The organism is Nocardioides okcheonensis (genome assembly GCF_020991065.1).
Classification (GTDB): domain Bacteria; phylum Actinomycetota; class Actinomycetes; order Propionibacteriales; family Nocardioidaceae; genus Nocardioides; species Nocardioides okcheonensis.
The window spans coordinates 149,147-170,549 of sequence record NZ_CP087710.1; the positions used below are offsets into that span (position 1 = coordinate 149,147).

The following is a 21,403-nucleotide window of genomic DNA, read 5'->3' on the forward strand; positions in this document are numbered from 1 at the left end:
ACCCTGCCTCCCCGCTGCAGGTCGCCGTCGTCACCCTCGGCTGCGCCCGCAACGAGGTCGACTCCGAGGAGCTCGCCGGGCGCCTCGAGGCGGGCGGCTTCGTCCTCGTCGAGGACCCCGAGGACGCCGACACCGTCGTGGTCAACACCTGCGGCTTCGTCGAGGCCGCGAAGAAGGACTCCGTCGACACCCTGCTCGAGGCCGCCGACCTCAAGGAGTCGGCCGGCAACGGCGGGCGCGCGCAGGCCGTCGTCGCGGTGGGCTGCCTCGCCGAGCGCTACGGCAAGGACCTCGCCGAGTCGCTCCCCGAGGCCGACGCCGTCCTCGGCTTCGACGACTACCCCGACATCGCGGCGCGGCTGCGCTCGATCGTCGCGGGGGAGACGCACCACCCGCACACGCCGTCCGACCGCCGACGGCTGCTGCCGATCTCGCCGGTCGACCGCGACGCCTCCGCGATCTCGGTCCCGGGCCACGAGCCGGCCGTCGCCGACGTGTCCGAGATCGGCACGGGCGCGCCGGCCACCGGGCCGCGCGCCGTGCGCCGCCGCCTCGACGCCGGGCCGATGGCCCCGCTCAAGCTGGCCAGCGGCTGCGACCGGCGCTGCTCGTTCTGCGCGATCCCGAGCTTCCGCGGCTCCTTCGTCAGCCGCCGTCCCAGCGACGTGCTGCAGGAGGCGCAGTGGCTGGCCACGCAGGACGTCAAGGAGCTGTTCCTCGTCAGCGAGAACTCCACCTCCTACGGCAAGGACCTCGGCGACCTGCGGCTGCTCGAGACGCTGCTGCCCGAGCTCGCCGGCATCGACGGCGTCGAGCGGGTGCGGGTGTCCTACCTCCAGCCCGCCGAGACCCGGCCGGGCCTGATCGAGGCGATCGCCGGCACGCCCGGGGTGGTGCCGTACTTCGACCTGTCCTTCCAGCACGCCAGCGCCTCGGTGCTGCGCCGGATGCGGCGCTTCGGCGACCCGGAGAGCTTCCTCGGCCTGCTCGAGCAGGTCCGGACGCTCGCCCCGCTCGCCGGCGTGCGGGCCAACGTGATCGTCGGCTTCCCCGGCGAGACCGAGGACGACCTGCAGACCCTCTGCGACTTCCTCGTCGCCGCCCGGATGGACGTCACCGGCGTCTTCGGCTACTCCGACGAGGACGGCACCGAGGCGGCCGGCTTCGCCGACGACCTCAAGCTCGACGACGACGAGGTGCGCGCCCGCGCCGAGCACGTGTCCACGCTCGTGGAGGAGCTCAACGCCCAGCGGGCCGAGGAGCGCATCGGCGAGCGGGTGCGGGTGCTGGTGGAGTCGGTGTCCGACGGTGTTGTCGAGGGGCGCGCCGACCACCAGGGTCCCGAGGTCGACGGCACCACCGTCGTCGTCGGCGCCGCCGGAGCGCGCGTCGGGGACCTGCTCACCGCGACCGTGACCGGCACCGACGGCGTCGACCTGGTCGCCGACCTGGATGTCACCGTGGACGGAGCCCGCGCATGACCACCGAGACCGACCGGGTGTCCAACTTCAACGTGCCGAACGCCCTCACCACGCTGCGCATCGTGATGGTGCCGTTCTTCGGCTGGGCACTGCTGCACGACGGCGGCAACGACCCGCTGTGGCGCTGGGTCGCGTTCGCCCTGTTCGCGCTCGCGATGATCACCGACAAGATCGACGGCGACCTCGCGCGCAAGCACGGCCTGGTCACCGACTTCGGCAAGATCGCCGACCCGATCGCCGACAAGGCGATCACCGGGATGGCCTTCATCGGCCTCTCGATCGTCGGCGACGTCTGGTGGTGGGTCACGGTCGTCGTGCTGCTGCGCGAGTGGAGCGTGACCCTCCTGCGCCTCTCTGTCCTCAAGCAGGTCGTCATCCCCGCCGCCCGGAGCGGCAAGATCAAGACCGTGCTCCAGGCGTTCGCGCTCGCCGGCCTCACCTGGCCGCTGCCGCACGGCGACGCCCACGGCGGTGCGTTCGACTTCTGGCCCGGTCCGCTCGGCGAGGTGCTGTTCTACCTCAGCCAGGTGATGCTGGCCGGCGCGGTCGTGATGACGATGTGGTCGGGCTGGGAGTTCGTCCGCGAGGTGCGCAAGCAGCGCGCGCACGCCTCCTGAGGGTGCCGGCACGGCGCGACGAGAACACTGACCGACCAGTCGGGAAATCGTTGTCGTGCCGAGACGAGGACGGCCGGACCGGGCGCTAGGGTGAGCCGACTCACACGCACCCGGACGAAAGGCCACCTCGTGTCAGCATCACGAACCGGTCGCGGCATCGCCCTCGCGACCACCCTGACGGGGCTCGTGGCAGCCCCTCTCGCCGTCATCTCGACGGCGGCACCGGCGAACGCCGCGCCCGTCACGATCCAGATCCTGGCGACCAACGACTTCCACGGTCGACTCCTGTCCAACACCTCCAACGGTGCCCAGGAGGCCGGCGCGGCCCAGCTCGCCGGCGCCGTCAAGCAGCTGGAGTCCGACCACCCCGGCACGACCGTCTTCACCGCGGCCGGCGACCTGATCGGCGCCTCGACCTTCGAGTCGTTCATCCAGCGCGACAAGCCGACGCTCGACGCGCTCAACGCCGCGGGCCTCGACGTCTCCTCGGCCGGCAACCACGAGTTCGACGCCGGCTACAACGACCTCGTCAGCCGCGTGATGGCGCCCTACGACGCCACCACCAACCCCGAGGGCGGCGCCAACTGGCAGTACATCGCCGCCAACGTGCGCAAGAAGTCCGACAGCTCGTACGCCCTCCCGGACGTGACAGCCCGGACGCCCGACGCCAACGACGCGTCCGACGGCGGCACCTGGACCACGACGGTCGGTGGCGTGAAGATCGGCTTCGTCGGCGGCGTCACCGAGGAGCTCCCGAGCCTGGTGAGCCCGTCCGGCATCGCCGACCTCAAGATCTCCAGCATCATCGACGAGACCAACGCCGCCGCCGACCGGCTCAAGGCCGACGGCGCCGACGTCGTCGTCCTGCTGGTCCACGAGGGTGCGCCCGACACCACCGCCGCCTCGGCGTCGAGCAACGCCAACGCCTTCGGCCGCATCGTCAACGGCGTCGACGGCGACGTCAGCGCGATCATCTCCGGCCACACGCACCTGGCCTACAACCACACGATCAACGGACGTCCGGTCGTGTCGGCCGGTCAGTACGGCACCAACCTCAACCGCCTCGTCATGAGCGTCGACCCCGACACCGACGCGGTGTCGGTGACGACCAACGACATCGTCCGGGCCAACACGGTCACCCTGACCGACCAGACGGCGATCGACACCAAGGCGGCGGTGACCACGCTCGTCAGCGACGCGGTCACCAAGGCCGACGTCCTCGGCGCTCGGGTGCTCGGCAAGATCGCCGGTCCCTTCAACCGTGCCAAGCTCGCGGACGGCACCGAGAACCGCGGTGGCGAGTCCACCGCCGGCAACCTCGTCGCCGAGGTGCAGCGCTGGGCGACCTCGACCCCCGAGGCCGGCGGCGCGCAGATCGCGTTCATGAACCCCGGTGGCCTCCGCCAGGACATGACCGGCGTGGCGGGTGGCTTCCCGGCCAACCTGACCTACAAGCAGGCCGCGGTGGTCCAGCCGTTCGCCAACACGCTCGTCAACATGAAGATGACCGGCGCGCAGATCAAGACCGTCCTCGAGCAGCAGTGGCAGCGCGACGGCAGCGGCAACGTCCCGACCCGCCCGTTCCTGCGCCTCGGCGTCTCCGAGGGCTTCCTCGCCACCTACGACGCCAAGCGGCCCGAGGGTGACCGGGTGACCGGGATGTGGCTCAACGGCAAGGCGATCGACAAGGCCGCGTCGTACTCGGTCACGGTCAACTCGTTCCTCGCCAGCGGTGGCGACAACTTCCGTGGCTTCAACGCCGGCACGGGCAAGCGCGACACCGGCCGGGTCGACCTGCAGGCGATGGTCGACTACCTGGCGGCCAAGGCCGCGACCACCCCGCTGGCCGTCCGCTCGGAGCAGCGCCAGGTCGGCGTCTCCTGGGCGGCCGACGCGCCGCGGTTCTACCGCATCGGCCAGGACGTGAAGCTCTCGCTGTCCTCGCTCGCCATGAGCACGGCCGCCGACGCCAAGGACGCGGCCCTCGCGATCAAGGCGGGCGACGTCGCCCTCGGCTCCACCGCCGTCGACAACACCATCGGCACCAGCCCGTTCGACGACTACGGCACCAGCGCCGTGTCGGTGAAGCTCAAGGGCAAGACGAAGACCGGCAAGCAGGTGCTGACCTTCACCGGCGCCTCGACCGGCACGACGTTCTCGCTGCCGATCGACGTCCGCAAGGCCAAGGGCGCGCTCAAGGTCCGGACCAAGCCCGAGCGGGTCGTCAAGGGCAAGACCCGCATGCGCCTGAAGCTGAAGGCCTCGGCCCTCGGCCTCTCCAAGGTGACCGGCAAGATCACGGTCAAGGCGGGCGGCAAGACCTACACGGTCAAGCTCAAGAAGGGCAAGGCGTTCGTGCGCCTCGACCGCTTCGCCAACACCGGCAAGAAGCGGATCGTCGTGTCCTACGCGGGCAACCGCAAGATCCGTGGCGACCGCGAGGTCGTCGTGGTGAAGGTGCGCCGCCGCTGACGCGCTGACGCACCCCGATCGACCGAGGCGGCCCTCGTCCTGCTCAGCGCAGGGCGAGGGCCGCCTGCACGAGGGCGAGGTGGCTGAACGCCTGGGGGAAGTTGCCGGCCATCCGGTCGTGCTCGGCGTCGTACTCCTCGGCGAGCAGGCCGACGTCGTTGGCGAGCCCGCACAGCCGGTCGAACAGCGTGGCCGCCTCGTCGCGGCGACCCGCCGCCGCCAGCGCCGAGACCAGCCAGAACGAGCAGGCGAGGAAGGGGTGCTCGGCGCCTGCGAGCCCGTCGACGCCGGTGCTGGTGCGGTAGCGCAGCAGCAGCCCGTCGCGCAGCAGGTCCTCCTGGACCGCCGCGATCGTGCCGAGGACCCGCGGGTCGTCGCCGGGCAGGAACCCGACGAGCGGGATCACCAGCAGCGACGCGTCCACCTCGCGGGTGTCGTAGTGCTGGGTGAACGTGCCGCGCTCGGCGTCGAACCCCTTGTCGAGCACCTCCTCGCGCACCCGGTCGCGCAGCTCGCGCCACCGCTCGACCGGCCCGGGGAGGCCGTGCTCCTCGACGGCCCGCACGGCGCGGTCGAACGCGACCCACACCATCACCCGCGAGTGGGTGAAGTGGCGTTGCGGGCCGCGGATCTCCCACAGGCCGTTGTCGGGGTCGTCCCAGTGGTCGGCGAGCTCGTCGACGAGCGCGCGCTGCAACGCCCACGAGTTCACGGTCTCCTCCAGCCCGGCCCGGCGGGCGAGGTCGAGGGCGATCATCACCTCGCCCAGGACGTCGTTCTGGCGCTGCGACACGGCGCCGTTGCCGATCCGCACCGGGCGGCTGCCTGCGTAGCCGGGGAGGTGGTCGAGCTCGCGCTCGGGCAGCTCGCGGCTGCCGTCGACGGTGTACATGATCTGCAGGTCGGCGGGGTCGCCGGCGACCGCGCGCAGCAGCCAGCGGCGCCACTGCAGCGCCTCGTCCTCGTAGCCGGCGCTGAGCAGCGACTCCAGCGTCAGCGCCGCGTCGCGCAGCCAGCAGTAGCGGTAGTCCCAGTTGCGCTCGCCGCCGAAGTCCTCGGGCAGCGACGTCGTCGGCGCGGCGACGATCCCGCCGGTGTCCTGGTGGGTCATCAGCATCAGGGTGAGCAGGCTGCGCCCCACCAGGCCGGCGTGGGGCACGTCCTGCGGTGCGCGGGCCGACCAGGCGCGCTGGTGCTCGACGGTCGACCTGATCCGCTCGGTGCGGCCCAGCGGGACCGGCACGTCGTGCCACGAGTGCACCCAGGTCATCGAGAAGGTCATCTCCTCGCCGGCCACGAGGTCGAACTCGTCGTCGTGGTGGCCCTCGTGGCCGCGCGGGAGGCGCGGGCCGCGCAGGACCAGCTTGTCCGGCCCGGCGACCGCGACCACCACCTCCTCGTCGTGTGCCTGCTCGCGGCTCACCCACGGACGTACCCGGCCGTAGTCGGTGCGGACCCGCCAGTCGTGGCGGACGCGGACCCGTCCGCGGGTGCAGGTGATCCGGCGCACGACGTCGGCACGCCCGTCCCCGGTCGGCATCACGTCGAGCAGCACCAGCTCGCCGTCGTCGGTGGTGAACGTCGTCTCCAGCAGGGCCGTCCCGTCGACGTACCTCCTGGTGGTCGAGACCACCGGACCGGCGGGCGCGAGCAGCCAGCGTCCGTGCTCCTCGCTGCCGAGCAGGGCGGCGAAGCAGGCGGGGGAGTCGAAGCGCGGCAGGCACAGCCAGTCGATCGACCCGTCCCTGCCGACGAGGGCAGCCGTCGCGCGGTCGCCGATGAGTGCGTAGTCCTCGATGGGGAGGGGCATGCGGCTAGTGTCACCGACATGTGGCTGCCGGAGGCGGAACGCGCGCTCGACCTGCTGGTCGCGAGCGGCGCCACGGTGGCGTGCGCCGAGTCCCTGACCGGCGGGCTGCTGGCCGCTCGCCTCGCCGACGTCCCCGGCGCCTCGCGTAGCCTGGTCGGCGGCGTGGTGTCCTACGCGACGCGGGTCAAGGTGTCGCTGCTCGAGGTGCCGGAGGCGGTGGTGGCGCGACACGGCGTCGTGTCCGGCGAGTGCGCCGCGGCGATGGCGCAGGGCGTGCGTCGACGCCTCGACGCGACGTGGGCGCTGTCGACCACCGGCGTGGCCGGCCCGGACCCGCAGGAGGGTCACCCGGCCGGCACGGTGTGGGTCGGCGTCGCCGGTCCGGACGTGCTCGAGACCCGTCTCCTCGCCCTGGAGGGTGACCGGACCGCGGTCCGCGAGGCGACCTGCAGCGCCGCCCTCGACCTGCTGGTCGAGACGATGCGCGGATCCTCGCCCGGGAAGAAACCCTCCTCGGGTAGCGTTGGCCCCACGACTCCACTCGAGCGAGAGTAAGGACATCGCGCATGGTTCTCTTCCGACGGTTGCTCGGTGAGGTGCTGCGCGGTGCCCGGATGCAGCGCGGCATGACCCTGCGTGACCTCTCCGCCGAGGCCCGGGTGAGCCTGGGCTACATCTCCGAGATCGAGCGCGGGCAGAAGGAGGCGTCCTCGGAGCTCCTCGCCTCGCTGTGCCAGGCGATGGACCTCCCGCTCTCCGACGTGCTCCGCGACGTCGCCGACGCGGTGGCGCTGGAGGAGGTCGCGCTCGGCCTGGCGCCCAGCGCGCCCATCGTCGCGGGCGACGTCGTCGCCTCCGCCGCCTGACCTCCGCTCACGGCGCCGGCTGGCAGCTGGGGCACCAGTACGCCGCGCGCTCGCGCCCCGGCTCACCGACCATGTCGACCGCGACCGGCGTGCCGCAGCGGCGGCACGGCGACCGGTCCCGTCGGTAGACCCACAGCCGCTCGCGCTGGCGCAGGTCGCCGGTGGTGGACTGGATGGCGCGCCGCTTGTTGACCTCGAGCATCTGGTGCGCGCGGCGCACCAGCCGGGGGAGGTCGCGCACCTGCGCGACCGGCGTGGTGGGGTGCAGCCCGCTGGTGAAGCACAGCTCGGCCATGTACATGTTGCCGATGCCGGCGAGGTTGCGCTGGTCGAGGAGCGCCTCGCCCACCGGCCGGTCCGGCTGCGTGAGCAGGCGTGCCACCGCCTCGTCGGGGTCCCAGTCCGGACCGAGCAGGTCGGGTCCGAGGTGGGCGGTGAGCGCACCCTCCTCGTGGCGCGGCACGACCTCGACGATGCCGAGCGAGAACCCGACCGCCGTGCGGCCCTCGACCCCAAGGACCGCCCGCACCTGCTCGCCGGGGCGACGCCAGCGGTCGCCGTCGGCGTAGACGTGCCAGGAGCCCTCCATCCGCAGGTGCGTGTGCAGGCTCCAGGCGCGGTCGTGGTCGATGCGGGTGATCAGGTGCTTGCCGCGCGACAGGGTCCGAACGACCGTGCCGCCGGACAGGTCGAGCGTGGCGAACGCGGGCACCCGGAAATCGGTGAGGGTGAGCCGGTGGCCGGTGAGGGCGCGGTCGAGCGCGGCCGCCGACCGGAAGACGGTGTCACCCTCAGGCACGCAGCCTCAGCCCCTTGGGGGTGGCCACGAAGCCGGCGGCCGAGAGGGCCTGCCGGATGGGGGTGTCGCCGCCGCCACCGATCAGCGGCTGGCCGTCGGCCTTCTCGACGGTGAGCCGGCCCAGGGCGCCGCGGCCGGCGGCCTCGGCGAGCGCGGCCACGGCCGGGGTGAGGACCTCCTCGTCCTCGCTCCAGGTGAGCAGCGTGCGACCGCCCCGCTCGACGTAGACCGTGAGCGCGCCGTCGACCAGCACGACCATGGCGCCCGCCTTGCGCCCCGGACGGTGGCCGGACCGTTCGGCGTCCGCCTCCGGCCAGGGCAGGGCGGCGCCGAAGACGTTGGCCGGGTCGGTCGCGGCGAGGGCGACCACCTCCGGCTTGCCCCCGGACGACGAGGCCGGGTCGGAGAAGGTGCGCAGCCGGTCGACCGCGCCTGCCGTGCCGAACTGGGCGGCGCCGAGGCCCTCGATGAAGTAGCCGCGCCGGCAGCGACCGGAGTCCTCGAACGCGCTGAGCACCTTGTAGACGCCGGCGAAGCCGCCGGCGACCCGCTCGCTGACGACCGCGCCGCGGGTGACGACGCCGTGGCGCTCGAGGAGGTGCTCGGCGCGCGCGTGGGCGCGGCGGGTGGGGTCGTCGTCGCGCTCGGGGAGCAGCGCCCAGCGCCCGGCCGTCTCCGGCGGGCCGGTGCGGGCCGGCATCCGGCCCCCGCCGCGGCCCGGGCGGCCCAGGCGCGGCGGCGTCCGGCGGGTGCGGTGGGAGGGAGTGCCGCTGCGGACGAGGGCGCGCAGCGGGGTGAGGGTGTCGTTGGTGACCCGGCCCTGCCAGACCAGGTCCCAGAGGGCGGTCGACAGCTCCGGGTCACTGGTCGAGCCGACCCGGTCGGCGAGCTGGCGGAAGAACCACGCCCCGCCGGGGTCGAGCGCGTCGAGGACGGCACGCTGCAGGCCGGTGGGCTCGTCGGCCTCGACCTCGGGCAGGGTGAGGTGGGCCTGGTCGGCGAGGTGGAGGCTCACCCAGCCGTCACTGCCGGGCAGCGGGGCGTGGCCCGACCAGATCACCTCGCCGGACGCGGTGAGCTCGTCGAGCATCGAGGGCTCGTAGTCGCGCACCCGCGCAGCGAGGACGAGGGGCTCGAGCGCGCTCGCAGGCACCGGGCAGCCGGCGAGCTGGTCGATCGCGGCGACCACGCCGTCGACGCCGCGCAGCTGGCTGCGACCGGTGCCACCGATGCGCTGCCAGGCGGGGAGGAAGCGTGCGACCGCGTCCTGGGGCACCGGCTCGATCTCCTGGCGCAGCCGGGCCAGCGAGCGGCGGCGGAGCTTGCGCAGGACCTCGGCGTCGCACCACTCGCTGCCCGAGCCCGAGGGACGGAACTCGCCGTCGAGCACCCGGCCACGGTGGGCGAGGCGCTGGAGCGTCTGGCGGGCGACCGCCTCGCCGAGCCCGAGCCGGGCGGCGACCTCGGCGGTGGTGAAGGGGCCGTGGCTGCGGGCGTAGCGGGAGACCAGGTCGCCGAGCGGGTCGTCGGGGAGCTCGAGGAAGGCGTCGGGGGTGCCGACCGGGACCGGCACGCCGAGCCCGTCGCGGAGCCGCCCGATGTCCTCGATCGCGGTCCACCGGTCCTCACCGGCCATCCGGACCTGCAGCACCCGGCGCGACGCCGCGAGCTCGGCGAGCCAGGACACGGCGTCGGCCCCGTCCACCGCGCGGGCACGGACCTCGTCGGTGGACAGCGGGCCGACGAGCCGGAGCAGGTCGGCGACGCCCTCGGCGGTGCGGGCCCGGCGGTCGTCGGCGAGCCACTGCAGCTCGGCCTCGACCTCCGCGAGCACCTCGGGGTCGAGCAGCTCGCGCAGCTCGGCTCGGCCGAGCAGCTCGGCGAGCAGGCCCTGGTCGAGGGAGAGCGCTGCGGCGCGCCGCTCGGCGATCGGCGAGTCACCCTCGTAGACGAACTGGGCGACGTAGCCGAAGAGCAGGCTCCGCGCGAACGGGCTGGGAGTCGTGGTGGCGACGTCGACGACCGTGACCTCGCGGCGCTGCACCCTGCCGAGCAGCGCGACGAGCGCGGGCAGGTCGTAGACGTCCTGGAGGCACTCGCGCACCGCCTCGAGCACGATCGGGAAGGACGGGTACTGCGAGGCGACCTCGAGCAGCTGGGCGCTGCGCTGGCGCTGCTGCCACAGCGGGCTGCGGCGACCCGGGTCGCGACGCGGGAGCAGGAGGGCGCGCGCGGCGCACTCACGGAACCGGCTGGCGAACAGCGCGGACCCGCCGACCTCCTGGGTGACGATCTGCTCGATCTCCTCGGGCTCGAAGACGATCACCTCGCCGGTGGGCGGCTCGGCGTCGGTGTCGGGGATCCGGATGACGATGCCGTCGTCGGAGGCGACGGCCTGGCCGTCGACGTCGAAGCGCTCGCGGAGCCGGGCGTTGATGGCCAGGGCCCAGGGGGCGTGGACGGGGGTGCCGTAGGGGGAGTGGACGACCAGGCGCCAGTCGCCGAGCTCGTCGCGGAACCGCTCGACGACGACCTGGGTGTCGTGGGGCACGACCTGGGTGGCCTCGCGCTGCTCGGTGAGGTAGGTGACGAGGTTGGTGGCGGCATAGTCGTCGAGGCCGCGCTCCTTGACCCTGGCGACGGCCTTGGCCGGGGGCAGCGCCGCGAGCTCGCGGGTGAAGCTGCCGACCGCGGCGCCGAGCTCGGCGGGGCGGCCGAGGGCGTCTCCCTTCCAGAACGGCAGGCGGCCCGGGATGCCGGGGGCGGGGGTGACGAGGACCCGGTCGTGGGTGATGTCCTCGATCCGCCAGCTGGTGGCGCCGAGGGCGAAGACGTCGCCGACGCGCGACTCGTAGACCATCTCCTCGTCGAGCTCGCCGACCCGGCTCGCCTTCTCGCCGACGAGGAAGACGCCGAACAGGCCGCGGTCGGGGATGGTGCCACCGCTGGTGACGGCGAGCCGCTGGGCGCCCGGGCGGCCGCTCAGGGTGTCGGTGACGCGGTCCCAGACGATGCGCGGGCGGAGCTCGGCGAACTCGTCGCTGGGATAGCGGCCGCTGAGCAGGTCGAGGGTCGCGTCGTAGGCGCTGCGCGGGAGCTGGGAGTAGGAGGCGGCCCGCTGCACGAGCGCGAAGAGCTCGTCGACCGCCCAGTCCTCCATCGCGAGCGCGGCCACCACCTGCTGGGCGAGCACGTCGAGCGGGTTGGCCGGGACCGACATCTTCTCGATGGCGCCGGTGCGCATCCGCTCGACCGCGACCGCGGTCTGGGCGAGGTCACCACGGTGCTTGGGGAACAGCACGCCGCGGCTGGTCTCGCCGACCTGGTGGCCTGCACGGCCGACGCGCTGGAGGGCGCTGGCGACGCTGGGTGGCGACTCGATCTGGATGACCAGGTCGACCGAGCCCATGTCGATGCCGAGCTCGAGGCTGCTGGTGGCGACGACGCAGGGGAGCCGCCCGCGCTTGAGGTCGTCCTCGATGACGGCGCGTTGCTCCTTGGAGACCGAGCCGTGGTGGGCCTTGGCGATGACCGTCTCGGCACCGCCGCTCTGCCCGGACTGCGCCATGACCTGCGCGGGCGACCCGGCGCCCGCCGGTCGAGGGGCCCGGCCCGCGCGCGTCTCGGGACCCGGGTCGTCGAGCGCCCGCTCGGCCCGCTCGGACGCGATCTCGTTCAGCCGGGCGGTCAGCCGCTCGGCGAGGCGACGGGAGTTGGCGAAGACGATGGTGGAGCGGTGCTGCTCGACGAGGTCGACCACGTGCTCCTCGACGTGGGGCCAGATGCTGGTGGACCGCCCCGGGTCGCCGGACTCCTCGTCGTACTCCTCGGGCATCGTCATGTCCTCGACGGGCACCACGACGCGCAGGTCCCACTCCTTGGTGCTCGGCGGGGAGACGATCTCGACCGGCTGCGTGCCGCCGAGGAAGCGTGCGACCTCCTCGAGCGGCCTGACCGTCGCGCTCAGCCCGATCCGCTGGGCGGGCTTCTCCAGCAGCGCGTCGAGGCGCTCGAGGCTGATGCCGAGGTGGGCGCCGCGCTTGGTGCCGGCGACGGCGTGGACCTCGTCGATGATCACCGTGTCGACGCCGCGCAGGGTCTCGCGCGCCTGGCTGGTGAGCATCAGGAACAGCGACTCCGGGGTGGTGATGAGGATGTCGGGGGGAGTGGTGCCGAGCTTGCGCCGGTCGGCCGGGCTGGTGTCGCCGGAGCGCAGGCCGACGGTGACGTCGGGGACGGTGGCCTCGAGCCGCTCGGCGGTGTTGCGGATGCCGGTGAGCGGTGCGCGCAGGTTGCGCTCGACGTCGACCCCGAGCGCCTTGAGCGGCGAGATGTAGAGCACCCGCGTGCGCCGGGACTTGTCGTCGGGCCGCTCGCTGCTGAGCAGTCGGTCGATGGCGTGGAGGAAGGCGCTGAGGGTCTTGCCGCTGCCGGTGGGCGCGACGACGAGGGCGTGCTTGCCCGCGGCGATGGCGTCCCAGGCGCCCTCCTGCGCGGGCGTCGGGCTGGCGAAGGACGCCTCGAACCACGCTCGCGTCGGGGCGCTGAAGCGGTCGAGGGCGGTCATGCGCGCCAGTGTGTCACCGGGGTCCGACAGCGGACCTCGCCCGTCGGGCTGGGCGTTCTGCGTGCCTGCCTGCCGGGGCGGACGGTCCCCTCGACCGGCGGTCCGGCACCACCACGCGCACACGGCCACCCCTGTGGCGATCGGCGGAGGGCAGCCTGCGGTCACGGACGGCCGCGCTAGGTTCGGGAGCACCGGACGACCGAGGAGCGAGCATGATCGAGCTGACCGAGGGGCAGGAGCTCTCCCTGGCCACGACTGACGGCGAGCCCCTGACCCGGGTCACGATGGCCGTCGGCTGGGACCACTCCCCGACGGCCGGCTTCATCGCCAGCGGTGCGCCGCCGATCGACCTCGACGCCTCGGCCGTGCAGTTCGCCGGCGGCCAGTTCTTCGACCTCGCCTTCTTCAACCACCTCGCGACCCGGGACGGCGCGGTGGTCCACCTCGGCGACAACACCACCGGCAGGGGCGAGGGTGACGACGAGGTGATCACCGTCGACCTGGCCAAGGTCTATCCCAGGGTCGAGTCGATCCTGTTCCTGGTCAGCAGCTACCAGGGGCACACCCTGGAGTTCATCCACAACGCGTACTGCCGGCTCCTCGACGACGACACCGAGCTGGCGCGCTTCACCCTCACCCTCGGGGTGCGGGAGACCGGACTGGTGATGGCGAGGCTGTTCCGCGACGGGCCGGGCTGGAAGCTCGGCGCGATCGGCACCGGCATCGCGCTCAAGACACCCACGGACTCGCTCGACGCGCTCCTGCCCTTCGCCTGAGCGTCGCGGGATCGCCGGCGTGCGCGATGATCTGCACGTGCTGGAGCTGCGACCCAACTGCGAGTGCTGCGACAAGGACCTGGCGCCGACGGCCCCGGACGCGATGATCTGCACCTTCGAGTGCACCTTCTGCCGCGCCTGTGTCGAGACGGTCCTGCGCGGCGTGTGCCCCAACTGCGGCGGCGGGTTCACCCCGCGTCCGATCCGACCGGCAGCAGCGCTCGTCCGACACCCGGCGTCGACGGTCCGCGTACGCGCGGAGGGGTGCGGTCCGAGCGCGTAGGCGCTGACCCGCAACGCGGGCTACTGCTCGAGGCGGCGCAGCGCGACGCCCTCGGTCCCGGACAGCTCCCCGGTCCGCCGCGACCACGCGGAGACGTCGGCGTCGCGCAGGCTCGTCAGCTGGTGCGGGTCGCGCTCGAGGTCGTAGAGCTCCCACTCCGCGGTGCCCCGGTGCTCGACGTAGGCGAAGGTCCCCTCGCGCAGCAGCGCCCAGTCGAGGTTGGTGTTCTCCACGAGCAGCCGCCGCCGCCACGAGGACCAGTCGCCGGACCGGAGCGGCCCGAGCATGGAGCGGCCGTCGAGCTCGCGTCCGGTGTCCGGGTCGACGCCTGCGATGTCGAGGGCGGTGGGCATCAGGTCGACCTGGGACACCAGCGCGTCGACGCCCCGCGGCTCGACACCGGGCCCGCGCACGGCGAACGGGATGCCCGACGCCTCCTCGTAGGGCTGCGACTTCGACAGCAGCCGGTGCTCGCCGAGGAGGTAGCCGTTGTCGGACACGAAGAAGATCCACGTTCGGGCGAGCTGGCCGGTGCGCCGCAGGACGTCGAGCACCTTGCCGATCTGGTCGTCGACGTCCTGCAGCTCCTCGAGCTTGCCCTCGTAGAGCTTCCGCATCCGGTCGCGGTCCTGCCGGGGGAGGTCCCGCAGCCAGGTGGGCTTGTCGCCCATGTCGGCCTCGTTGAGCGCGGGCGGGTCCCACGCGACCCCGTCGAAGTCGTCGGCGTGCTCCGGGCTGGGCGTGTACGGGCCGTGCGGCGCGGTCGGCGAGTAGACCGCGAACCACGGTCCGTCCTGGTGGCGACGGATGAAGCGACGCAGCCGCCGCGCGGCGAAGCGGTCGAAGGCCCGCTGCGAGTCGACCTTCCGGACCGTCCCGTCGACGTTCACCCGCGGGTCGTCGATCATGCCGTCGAGCAGCGTCACCCAGCGGTCCCACCCGGGGGCGACGTAGGTCGGGTCCTGGGCGACGCCGTTCATGTACTTGCCGAAGTAGCCGGTGTCGTAGCCGGCCACCTTCATCCGGGTCGCCGCCGTGTCCTGGTCGAGCCCGCGGGCGACGAACGGCTGGTGGGTCATGTTGGTGTCGCACCCGTGGTTGTGCGGGTAGCGGCTGGTCAGGATCGAGGCGCGAGCGGGCCCGCACAGCGGCATCGCGCTGTAGCCCTGCCGGAAGTGCACGCCCTTGCGGACCAGGCGCCGCCAGGTGCGGTCCATCGACCTCAGGGTCGAGCGCATCTGGTCGTCCGTCACGATCCACAACACGTTGTCGGCCATGCGCGCCACCCTACGCACGCGGCGCACCGCGCCCGCTCCGTCCGCGAGCGCGGTCACCGGGCCAGCCGGTCACACACCTCCGCCACCAGGTCGTAGGGCAGGTCCTGCGAGTGCAGGAAGCGCACGGTGTCCTTGCCGGTGCGGTAGGGCGCGACCCGCGACTCCAGCGGCTCGTCCATGACCGGGACGGGGTAGAGCGCGACGTGCTTCTTCCACCCCGCGAAGTGCAGCCCGTAGCGACCGCCCACCATCACCGCCGGCATGCCGTAGCGGACGGTCTCCTCGCCGCCGGGCAGGTGCTCGAGGATGACGCGGCGCAGGCCGGTCAGCCGCTCGCCGACCTCGGGCGGGAACGGGGCGATGTAGGCGTCGACGGCGGCCGCTCCGGAGGTGGTCATCCCTGAGCGTCCCCCAGCAGCGCCAGGTCGCGTCGGACGTAGCGCAGGTGTGCCCACTCCTCCTCGAGGATGACGCGTACGCAGTCACCGACGCTCGGGTGCCAGTCGAACCCCCACGGGTCGTCCCGCTCCTCCTCCAGCCGCTCCGGGGTCACGTCGGCGAGGAAGTCGGTGACGAGCCGCTGGCGCTCGGCGCGGACCGCGAGCACCTCGTCGTAGGACGGCACGTCGGTCCGGAGGGGCGACATGTCGAAGCCCATCTGCTCGGCGCCCGTGAACACCAGCCCGATCTCGTGGAACGGCTGGTCCACGCGCAGGATCGCACCCCGCAGCCAGGTGTCGGTGGCCAGGACGAGGTGGCGCAGGGTCTGGGCGAGCGACCACTCGTCCTCGACGTGGGCGTCCACCAGCCCGGGGGCGGTGTCCGCGACGGTGGTGGCCCACGCGGCCTGGACGGCGACCCACCCCTCGCGCAGGCCGTCGGGCGTCCTCGCGTGCTGGAGCTCGCGGCCGGGGAACCGCCGGTTGAGCTCGGCCTCGACGAGCGGCACGACGTCGACGCCGTTGACGAGCAGGGTGCCCATGAACAGGTCGTGGCTGTCGATGTCGAGCCCGTCGACGTCGACGCTGCGCATCGTCACCCCGCTGAGGTCGGAGCCGCGGAAGGTCGCGCCCTTGAGGCTGGCCCGGACGAAGCGGCCGCCCTCGAGCTCGTCACCGGAGAAGGTCGTCATGTCCCCATCATGGGGCCGGCCACCGACAGGCGACAGGAGCCGCGCTCAGTCCTCGATGACCGCCCGGCCCTCCTCGCGCAGCCGCGCCAGGCCGTCGAGCATCGCCCGCAGCGCCTCGGGGGAGTGGCGCTGCCAGTCGTGCACCTCGTGCAGCACCCGCAGCGCGTGGTGGGTGCGGTAGGACTCGGTGGGGTTGCCGGGGAACTTCTTGTCCGTCACGTTGGGATCGTCCTCGAAGGGGCCCATCGGCTCGACGGCGTAGACGTGTCCGTCCCCCTCGACCCCGGCGAGGGCCGTGGCGAGCTGGGCGCCCCAGGCCGCGGTGCTCTCCAGCGTCGTGAAGTAGATGTGGCGCAGCACCCGGTCCTCCTCGAAGTTGGACGCGTAGCCGGCGACCAGCTCGTCACCCGGGCTCAGCACGGCCTTGGTGCCGTGCAGGAAGGGGCCCGAGACGTGGTCGTGGTGCTCGAACGTCACGGGCCGGCGGTCGCTCACGACGCACCCGGGTCGTCGAGCACGTCGCGCCACGAGTGCTGCGGCTCGAAGCCGACCATCGAGCGTGCCTTGTCGATCGAGTAGAACGTCTCGTCGCGCCCCATCTCGCGCCGCACCTCGACGCCGTCGTAGAACCGCTCGACCACCTCGCTCGTCGTGGCGGCCACCGACATGTCGGCGTTGGCGACGTTGAAGACCTCGTAGCCCAGGCCGTCGGTCTCCAGGCAGCGCTGCACCATGTGGCCGAGGTCGCGCACGTCGATGTAGGCGAAGATGTTGCGCCGCCGCAGCGCCGGGTCGGTGAGGAACGGCGGGAACAGCTCGGCGTACTCGTGCGGCTCGATCACGTTGTTGATCCGCAGCCCGTAGACGTCGATGCCGCTGCGCGCCTGGAACGAGCGGGCGGTCACCTCGTTGGCCACCTTCGACATCGCGTAGGAGTCCTCCGGCACCGTGGGGTGCTCCTCGTCGACGGGGACGTAGAGCGGCTTGCGCTCGCCCTGCGCGAAGCACACGCCGTAGGTGGTCTCCGACGAGGCGAAGACCACCTTGGGGATGCCGAGCCGGGTGGCGGCCTCGAGGATGTTGTAGGTGCTCAGCACGTTGGTGGCGTAGGTCGCGGCGTCGGCCTGCTTGAGGATCGCGGGGATCGCCGCGAAGTGCACGACCGCGTCGTAGGACGGCTTCTCCGGGAGGTCGAGCTCGTCGAAGGTCGCGAGCCCGGCGAGCGCCGAGTAGACCTCGCCGGCGTCGGTGAGGTCGACGCGCAGGTCCGCGACGCCGGGGCGGTCGAGCGGCACCAGGTCCGCGTTGGTGACCTGGTGGCCCTGCTCGACGAGGTAGGGGGCTACGTGCCGGCCGGCCTTGCCGCTGCCGCCGGTGAAGAAGATGCGCATGACGACCTTCCTACCCCGGCGGCGAGCGGCGCGGCACACCCCGGCGGTCACCTCGCCGCGCTGCTCTAGGGTCGTGGCCATGGGGGAACACCAGTCCAGCAGCGTGTCGCACGCCCAGCTGCCCGCCGGATACGTCGACGTGCTGCCCGCCGAGAGGCTCGCCAACCTGATCGCGACCGCACGCACGGCGCTGGTCGTGCTGGTCCTGGTGGTCGGGATCGTCCTCGGCGTGACGTCCGGTGCCAGCCTGTGGCCGCCCGTGCTCGTCGGCCTCGCCGCCGCCCTGACGATCCACGTCACGTTCGGGTGGCTCGAGCAGACTCTGCGGCTGCTCGTCGGCATCGCCCGCAACACGGCGGAGGCCGCGGGGATCGGACCGTGGACGCCTGCGTCCGACGAGGTCGCCGACGGTCTCTGACCGGAGGTGCGGGATCAGCCGCGCGCGGCCGCCCGCGTGTGCAGCTCGCGCAGCTCGTCGGCGAGCTCGGGTGCGGGACCGGACAGCGGGACGCCCGGTGCGACGTCACCGATCGGGAGCGGCAGCACCGGACCGGCCGGCTCGTTCGCTCGCCACTGTCCGAGCTGCGCGGTGGAGCCGGCGTAGACGATCCGGCCCAGGCCGACCCACGCGTGTCCGGCGGCACACATCGGGCAGTGCTCGCCGGAGGTGTAGACCGTGCAGCGCGGACGCACCTCGGCGGGGACGTGCGCGGCCGCCCACCGCGCCAGGTCGAGCTCGGGGTGCCGGGTCTGGTCACCGCCGCCCGTGCGGTTGCGATCCTCGCGGAGCACGGCGCCGTCGGGGCCCACGAGCAGCGACCCGAACGGCTCGTCGCCCGCCTCCAGCGCCTCGCGGGCGAGCTGGACGCAGCGGCGCAGGTGGACGAGGTCGTCGGCGGTGGGTGGCGTGGGTTCCATGGGGCGACCGTAGGCAACCTCAGCCGTCGGCGACAGCCCGGTTGTCCGCCGCCCGGCGTCCGAGGACCGCGCGCTCACCCGCGTTGCGGGTCAGCGACGCCGCCTCGGTGAACGCCAGCGCCGCCTCGGCGTGCCGGCCGGCCCGCTCGAGCAGGTCGCCGCGCACGCTCGGCACCAGGGGCGAGCCCGCGAGGGCGGCCGGGTCGACCGAGGCGAGCACAGCCAGGCCCGCGTCCGCGCCGAACGCACGTCCGTGCGCGACCGCACGGTTGACCTCGACGACCGGGCCGGGCGCTGCCCCGGCCAGGACGTCGTAGAGCGCCGAGATGCGACGCCAGTCGGTGTCCTCCGCACGCCGCGCGACGGCGTGCTGAGCGGCGATCGAGGCCTGGAGGAAGTAGCGACCGACCGGAGCGCCCGAGGCTGCGAGCGTGGTCGCGCGCTCCAGCGCGGCGAGGCCGCGGCGGATCCGCAGCGCGTCCCACAGGCTGCGGTCCTGGTCGTCGAGCAGCACCGGCTCGCCCGACGCGGACCGCCGGGCCGCCGTGCGCGAGCCCTGGAGCTCCATCAGCGCCTGGAGCCCGAGCACCTCCGGCTCGGCCGGTGCGAGGTCGGACAGCATCCGGGCCAGCCGGGTGGCCTCCTCGACGAGGTCGGTGCGCACCCACTCGTCGCCCGCGGTCGCGGTGTAGCCCTCGTTGAAGATCAGGTAGAGCACGGCCATCACGTCGTCGAGGCGGGCGACCCGCTCAGCGCCGGTCGGCAGCTCGAGCCCGGCGCGGGCGTCGACCAGCGTCCGCTTCGCCCGCGAGATCCGCTGACCCATCGTCGCCTCGCTGGTGAGGAAGCCGCGGGCGATCTCGGCGGTGGTGAGCCCGCCGACCAGCCGCAGCGTCAGCGCGGCGCGCGACTCCGGGGTCAGCGAGGGGTGGCAGGTCAGGAACACCAGCCGCAGGACGTCGTCCTCGATGTGGTCGACCTGGTCCTCGAGGTCGGGCACGTCCGCCTCCTCCCCGCGCCCGGCGCCGAGCTCGGCCACCTTGCGGCGCAGCGTGTCCGCCCGCCGGAAGTGGTCGATGCCACGGCGCTTGGCCGTGGTCATCAGCCAGGCGGACGGGTTGTCGGGGATCCCGGTGGCCGGCCACTGCTCGAGGGCGGCGACGAGCGCGTCCTGCGCCAGGTCCTCGGCGAGGTCGACGTCGCGGGTCATCCGGGTGAGGGCGCCGACGAGGCGGGCCGACTCGGCCCGCCACGCGGCGATCACGGCCCCTGCGGGGTCGTCGTGGGTGGTCCCTTCCGGCACGCGGCCAGCGTAGGGGTGCAGCGTCAGGCGGTGGGCTCCTCGGGGCCCTCGGAGATCTGGCGCATCGTGGCGACGACGGTGACCTCGGGCCAGTGGTCGGCGTGCAGCTGGGCGAAGAGCTGCTGGTCGGCGATCGCGGCCTCCACGGTGTCGTACTCCGTGATCGCCCAGCCGCCGACGACCTCCTTGCCCTCGGCGTAGGGCCCGTCGACCCGGGTGACCTCGCCACCCCGGACGACGAAGTTCACGGCGTCCTCCGTGCCGAAGAGCCCGCCGCCGTCGACGAACCGACCGTCGGCCGCGCGCTCCCCGATGTAGGCGTCCATCGCCTCGAACAGCGACTTCGGCGGCATCCCGACGTTCTCCTCCATGCGGACGAATCCCATGAAACGCGGCATCTCTCTCAACTCCTGCTGGTGGGTGTGGACTGCTGTCTCGCACGTACGTCGGACGGGCACCGCGCGCCTCGACATCGGACGACCGAGAACTTCCGGTCAGTCTGGCGAGCCGGGGTGCCGCTTGCCACCCCGGCGCAGGATGGGGTCATGGCACACCGCGCACGCATCCTCGGCGGACTCCTCGCCGGCCTGGTCGCCGCCGTCACCGCCGGGTGCTCCGGCGACACCGCGGCGTCCGGCGCCCTCGGCCCGGCGACGGAGGAGGGCGACAGCGACTGGCCGTTCGCGGTCGAGGAGGTCGCGCGCTACGACGAGCCGTGGGCGATGGCCTTCCTGCCCGGGACGGGCGACCTGCTCGTCACCGAGCGCAGCGGAGCCCTGCACCTGCGCGACGCCGGCACCGGCGACCAGGTCGAGGTCGCGGGCGTCCCCGAGGTCGTGGACGCCGGCCAGGGCGGGCTCGGCGACGTGGTCCCCGCGCCGACCTTCGAGCAGGACGGGCTCGTCTACCTCAGCTGGGTCGAGGCGGGCGACGGCGGGACCGGCGCGGTGGTCGGCCGTGGCCGGCTGGAGACCGGCGGAGGAGGTGCGTCGCTGGAGGACCTCGAGGTGGTGTGGCGACAGACGCCGAAGGTCGACGGCGACGGCCACTTCGGCCACCGGATCGCGTTCTCGCCCGACGGCGAGCACCTGTTCGTGACCTCGGGCGACCGCCAGCAGGGGAGCCCGGCACAGGACACCACCAACACCCTCGGCTCGGTCGTGCGGCTCACCCTCGACGGCGACCCGGCCCCCGGGAACCCGCTCGCGGACCGCGGCGGCGTGACCGCCGAGATCTGGAGCTGGGGCCACCGCAACCCGCTCGGGCTGCAGTTCGCGCCGGACGGCACGCTCTGGGAGACCGAGATGGGGCCCGAGGGCGGCGACGAGCTCAACGTCGTCGAGCCCGGCGGCAACTACGGCTGGCCCAAGGTGTCCAACGGCAGCGACTACGGCGGCGGCGAGATCCCGGACCACGAGGAGGGGGACGGCTTCGTCGCCCCCGCCGCGTCGTGGAACCCCAGCATCTCGCCGGGCAGCCTGCTCGTCTACGACGGCGAGATGTTCCCCGACTGGCGGGGCGACGCGCTCATCGGCGCGCTCTCGGGCGAGGCGCTCGTCCGCGTCGACCTCGACGGCACCACGGCGGGCGAGCAGCAGGTCTTCGACCTCGGGCAGCGCGTCCGGGCGGTCGACGAGGCACCGGACGGCGCGATCTGGCTGCTCGAGGACGAGGGGTCGGGCCGGCTGCTGCGGCTGACGCCGGCCTGACC

Annotated in this window: 20 protein-coding genes; 9 read left to right on the forward strand and 11 right to left on the reverse strand. The window is 73.3% G+C overall.

Annotation, left to right across the window (positions count from 1 at the left end):
* Positions 1-14 precede the first annotated feature (14 nt).
* The 3 genes from rimO (at position 15) to LN652_RS00665 (ending at position 4,570) form a co-directional block, all read left to right on the forward strand.
* On the forward strand, positions 15-1,481 hold the full coding sequence (gene rimO, locus LN652_RS00655) for a 30S ribosomal protein S12 methylthiotransferase RimO (protein WP_230444793.1): 1,467 nt from the start codon (positions 15-17) through the stop codon (positions 1,479-1,481).
* A complete protein-coding gene (gene pgsA / locus LN652_RS00660) occupies positions 1,478-2,098 on the forward strand; it encodes a CDP-diacylglycerol--glycerol-3-phosphate 3-phosphatidyltransferase (RefSeq protein WP_230442797.1) in 621 nt (206 codons plus the stop codon). Before rimO ends, pgsA begins: the two co-directional genes overlap by 4 nt.
* Positions 2,099-2,284: 186 nt before the next feature.
* Complete coding sequence (locus LN652_RS00665) at positions 2,285-4,570, forward strand: bifunctional metallophosphatase/5'-nucleotidase (RefSeq protein ID WP_230442798.1); 2,286 nt, start codon at positions 2,285-2,287, stop codon at positions 4,568-4,570.
* Positions 4,571-4,613: 43 nt separating this feature from the next.
* Here LN652_RS00665 and LN652_RS00670 read toward each other — a convergent pair whose 3' ends face one another.
* A complete protein-coding gene (locus LN652_RS00670; protein ID WP_230442799.1) occupies positions 4,614-6,380 on the reverse strand; it encodes a glycoside hydrolase family 15 protein in 1,767 nt (588 codons plus the stop codon).
* 18 nt (positions 6,381-6,398) lie between these two features.
* Here LN652_RS00670 and LN652_RS00675 point away from each other — a divergent pair, with 18 nt between their 5' ends.
* Positions 6,399-6,935, forward strand: coding sequence for a CinA family protein (locus LN652_RS00675; protein WP_230442800.1), 537 nt, complete (start codon positions 6,399-6,401; stop codon positions 6,933-6,935).
* A gap of 11 nt (positions 6,936-6,946) precedes the next feature.
* Positions 6,947-7,246, forward strand: coding sequence for a helix-turn-helix domain-containing protein (locus LN652_RS00680; RefSeq protein ID WP_230442801.1), 300 nt, complete (start codon positions 6,947-6,949; stop codon positions 7,244-7,246).
* 7 nt (positions 7,247-7,253) lie between these two features.
* Here the strand turns inward: LN652_RS00680 and LN652_RS00685 are convergent, their stop codons facing one another.
* Positions 7,254-8,045 carry a DNA-formamidopyrimidine glycosylase family protein gene (locus tag LN652_RS00685; protein ID WP_230442802.1) on the reverse strand — a complete coding sequence of 264 codons (792 nt, stop codon included), beginning with the start codon at positions 8,043-8,045 and terminating at the stop codon, positions 7,254-7,256.
* Entirely contained in the window at positions 8,038-12,612 is a 4,575-nt protein-coding gene (locus LN652_RS00690) for an ATP-dependent helicase (RefSeq protein WP_230442803.1), read from the reverse strand. The genes LN652_RS00685 and LN652_RS00690 overlap by 8 nt, the downstream gene beginning before the upstream one ends.
* A gap of 212 nt (positions 12,613-12,824) precedes the next feature.
* Here LN652_RS00690 and LN652_RS00695 point away from each other — a divergent pair, with 212 nt between their 5' ends.
* Both LN652_RS00695 and LN652_RS00700 read left to right on the forward strand, forming a co-directional pair.
* Positions 12,825-13,388 carry a TerD family protein gene (locus LN652_RS00695; RefSeq protein WP_230442804.1) on the forward strand — a complete coding sequence of 188 codons (564 nt, stop codon included), beginning with the start codon at positions 12,825-12,827 and terminating at the stop codon, positions 13,386-13,388.
* Positions 13,389-13,425: 37 nt separating this feature from the next.
* A complete protein-coding gene (locus tag LN652_RS00700; RefSeq protein ID WP_230442805.1) occupies positions 13,426-13,671 on the forward strand; it encodes a DUF1272 domain-containing protein in 246 nt (81 codons plus the stop codon).
* Between the two features lie 20 nt (positions 13,672-13,691).
* Here the strand turns inward: LN652_RS00700 and LN652_RS00705 are convergent, their stop codons facing one another.
* Genes LN652_RS00705 through LN652_RS00725 form a run of 5 tightly spaced genes read right to left on the reverse strand, consistent with a single transcriptional unit; the run spans position 13,692 to position 17,552 of the window.
* Entirely contained in the window at positions 13,692-14,948 is a 1,257-nt protein-coding gene (locus LN652_RS00705; RefSeq protein WP_230442806.1) for a sulfatase family protein, read from the reverse strand.
* Between the two features lie 53 nt (positions 14,949-15,001).
* Positions 15,002-15,346, reverse strand: a complete 345-nt coding sequence (locus LN652_RS00710; RefSeq protein WP_230442807.1) for an iron chaperone — start codon at positions 15,344-15,346, stop codon at positions 15,002-15,004.
* Positions 15,343-16,080: a DinB family protein gene (locus tag LN652_RS00715; protein ID WP_230442808.1), complete on the reverse strand. Its 738-nt coding sequence runs from the start codon at positions 16,078-16,080 to the stop codon at positions 15,343-15,345. The genes LN652_RS00710 and LN652_RS00715 overlap by 4 nt, the downstream gene beginning before the upstream one ends.
* Positions 16,081-16,125: 45 nt before the next feature.
* Positions 16,126-16,575, reverse strand: coding sequence for an NAD(+)--rifampin ADP-ribosyltransferase (gene arr, locus LN652_RS00720; protein WP_230442809.1), 450 nt, complete (start codon positions 16,573-16,575; stop codon positions 16,126-16,128).
* Complete coding sequence (locus tag LN652_RS00725; RefSeq protein WP_230442810.1) at positions 16,572-17,552, reverse strand: NAD-dependent epimerase/dehydratase family protein; 981 nt, start codon at positions 17,550-17,552, stop codon at positions 16,572-16,574. The genes arr and LN652_RS00725 overlap by 4 nt, the downstream gene beginning before the upstream one ends.
* On the opposite strand from LN652_RS00725, the gene LN652_RS00730 reads away from it, so the two are divergent.
* Positions 17,551-17,889, forward strand: a complete 339-nt coding sequence (locus LN652_RS00730; protein WP_230442811.1) for a hypothetical protein — start codon at positions 17,551-17,553, stop codon at positions 17,887-17,889. The genes LN652_RS00725 and LN652_RS00730 overlap by 2 nt on opposite strands.
* 14 nt (positions 17,890-17,903) lie before the next feature.
* On the opposite strand, the gene LN652_RS00735 is transcribed toward LN652_RS00730, so the two are convergent.
* The 3 genes from LN652_RS00735 to LN652_RS00745 are packed head-to-tail and all read right to left on the reverse strand — an operon-like array spanning position 17,904 to position 20,078.
* Positions 17,904-18,389, reverse strand: a complete 486-nt coding sequence (locus LN652_RS00735; protein WP_230442812.1) for a nucleoside deaminase — start codon at positions 18,387-18,389, stop codon at positions 17,904-17,906.
* A gap of 19 nt (positions 18,390-18,408) precedes the next feature.
* Positions 18,409-19,692, reverse strand: coding sequence for an RNA polymerase sigma factor (locus tag LN652_RS00740; protein WP_230442813.1), 1,284 nt, complete (start codon positions 19,690-19,692; stop codon positions 18,409-18,411).
* Positions 19,693-19,715: 23 nt separating this feature from the next.
* A complete protein-coding gene (locus LN652_RS00745; protein ID WP_230442814.1) occupies positions 19,716-20,078 on the reverse strand; it encodes a YciI family protein in 363 nt (120 codons plus the stop codon).
* 159 nt (positions 20,079-20,237) lie between these two features.
* Between LN652_RS00745 and LN652_RS00750 the strand changes: the two genes are divergently transcribed.
* Positions 20,238-21,401 (forward strand): PQQ-dependent sugar dehydrogenase, encoded by a 1,164-nt coding sequence (locus tag LN652_RS00750; RefSeq protein ID WP_230442815.1) that lies wholly within the window; start codon positions 20,238-20,240, stop codon positions 21,399-21,401.
* Positions 21,402-21,403 lie beyond the last annotated feature (2 nt).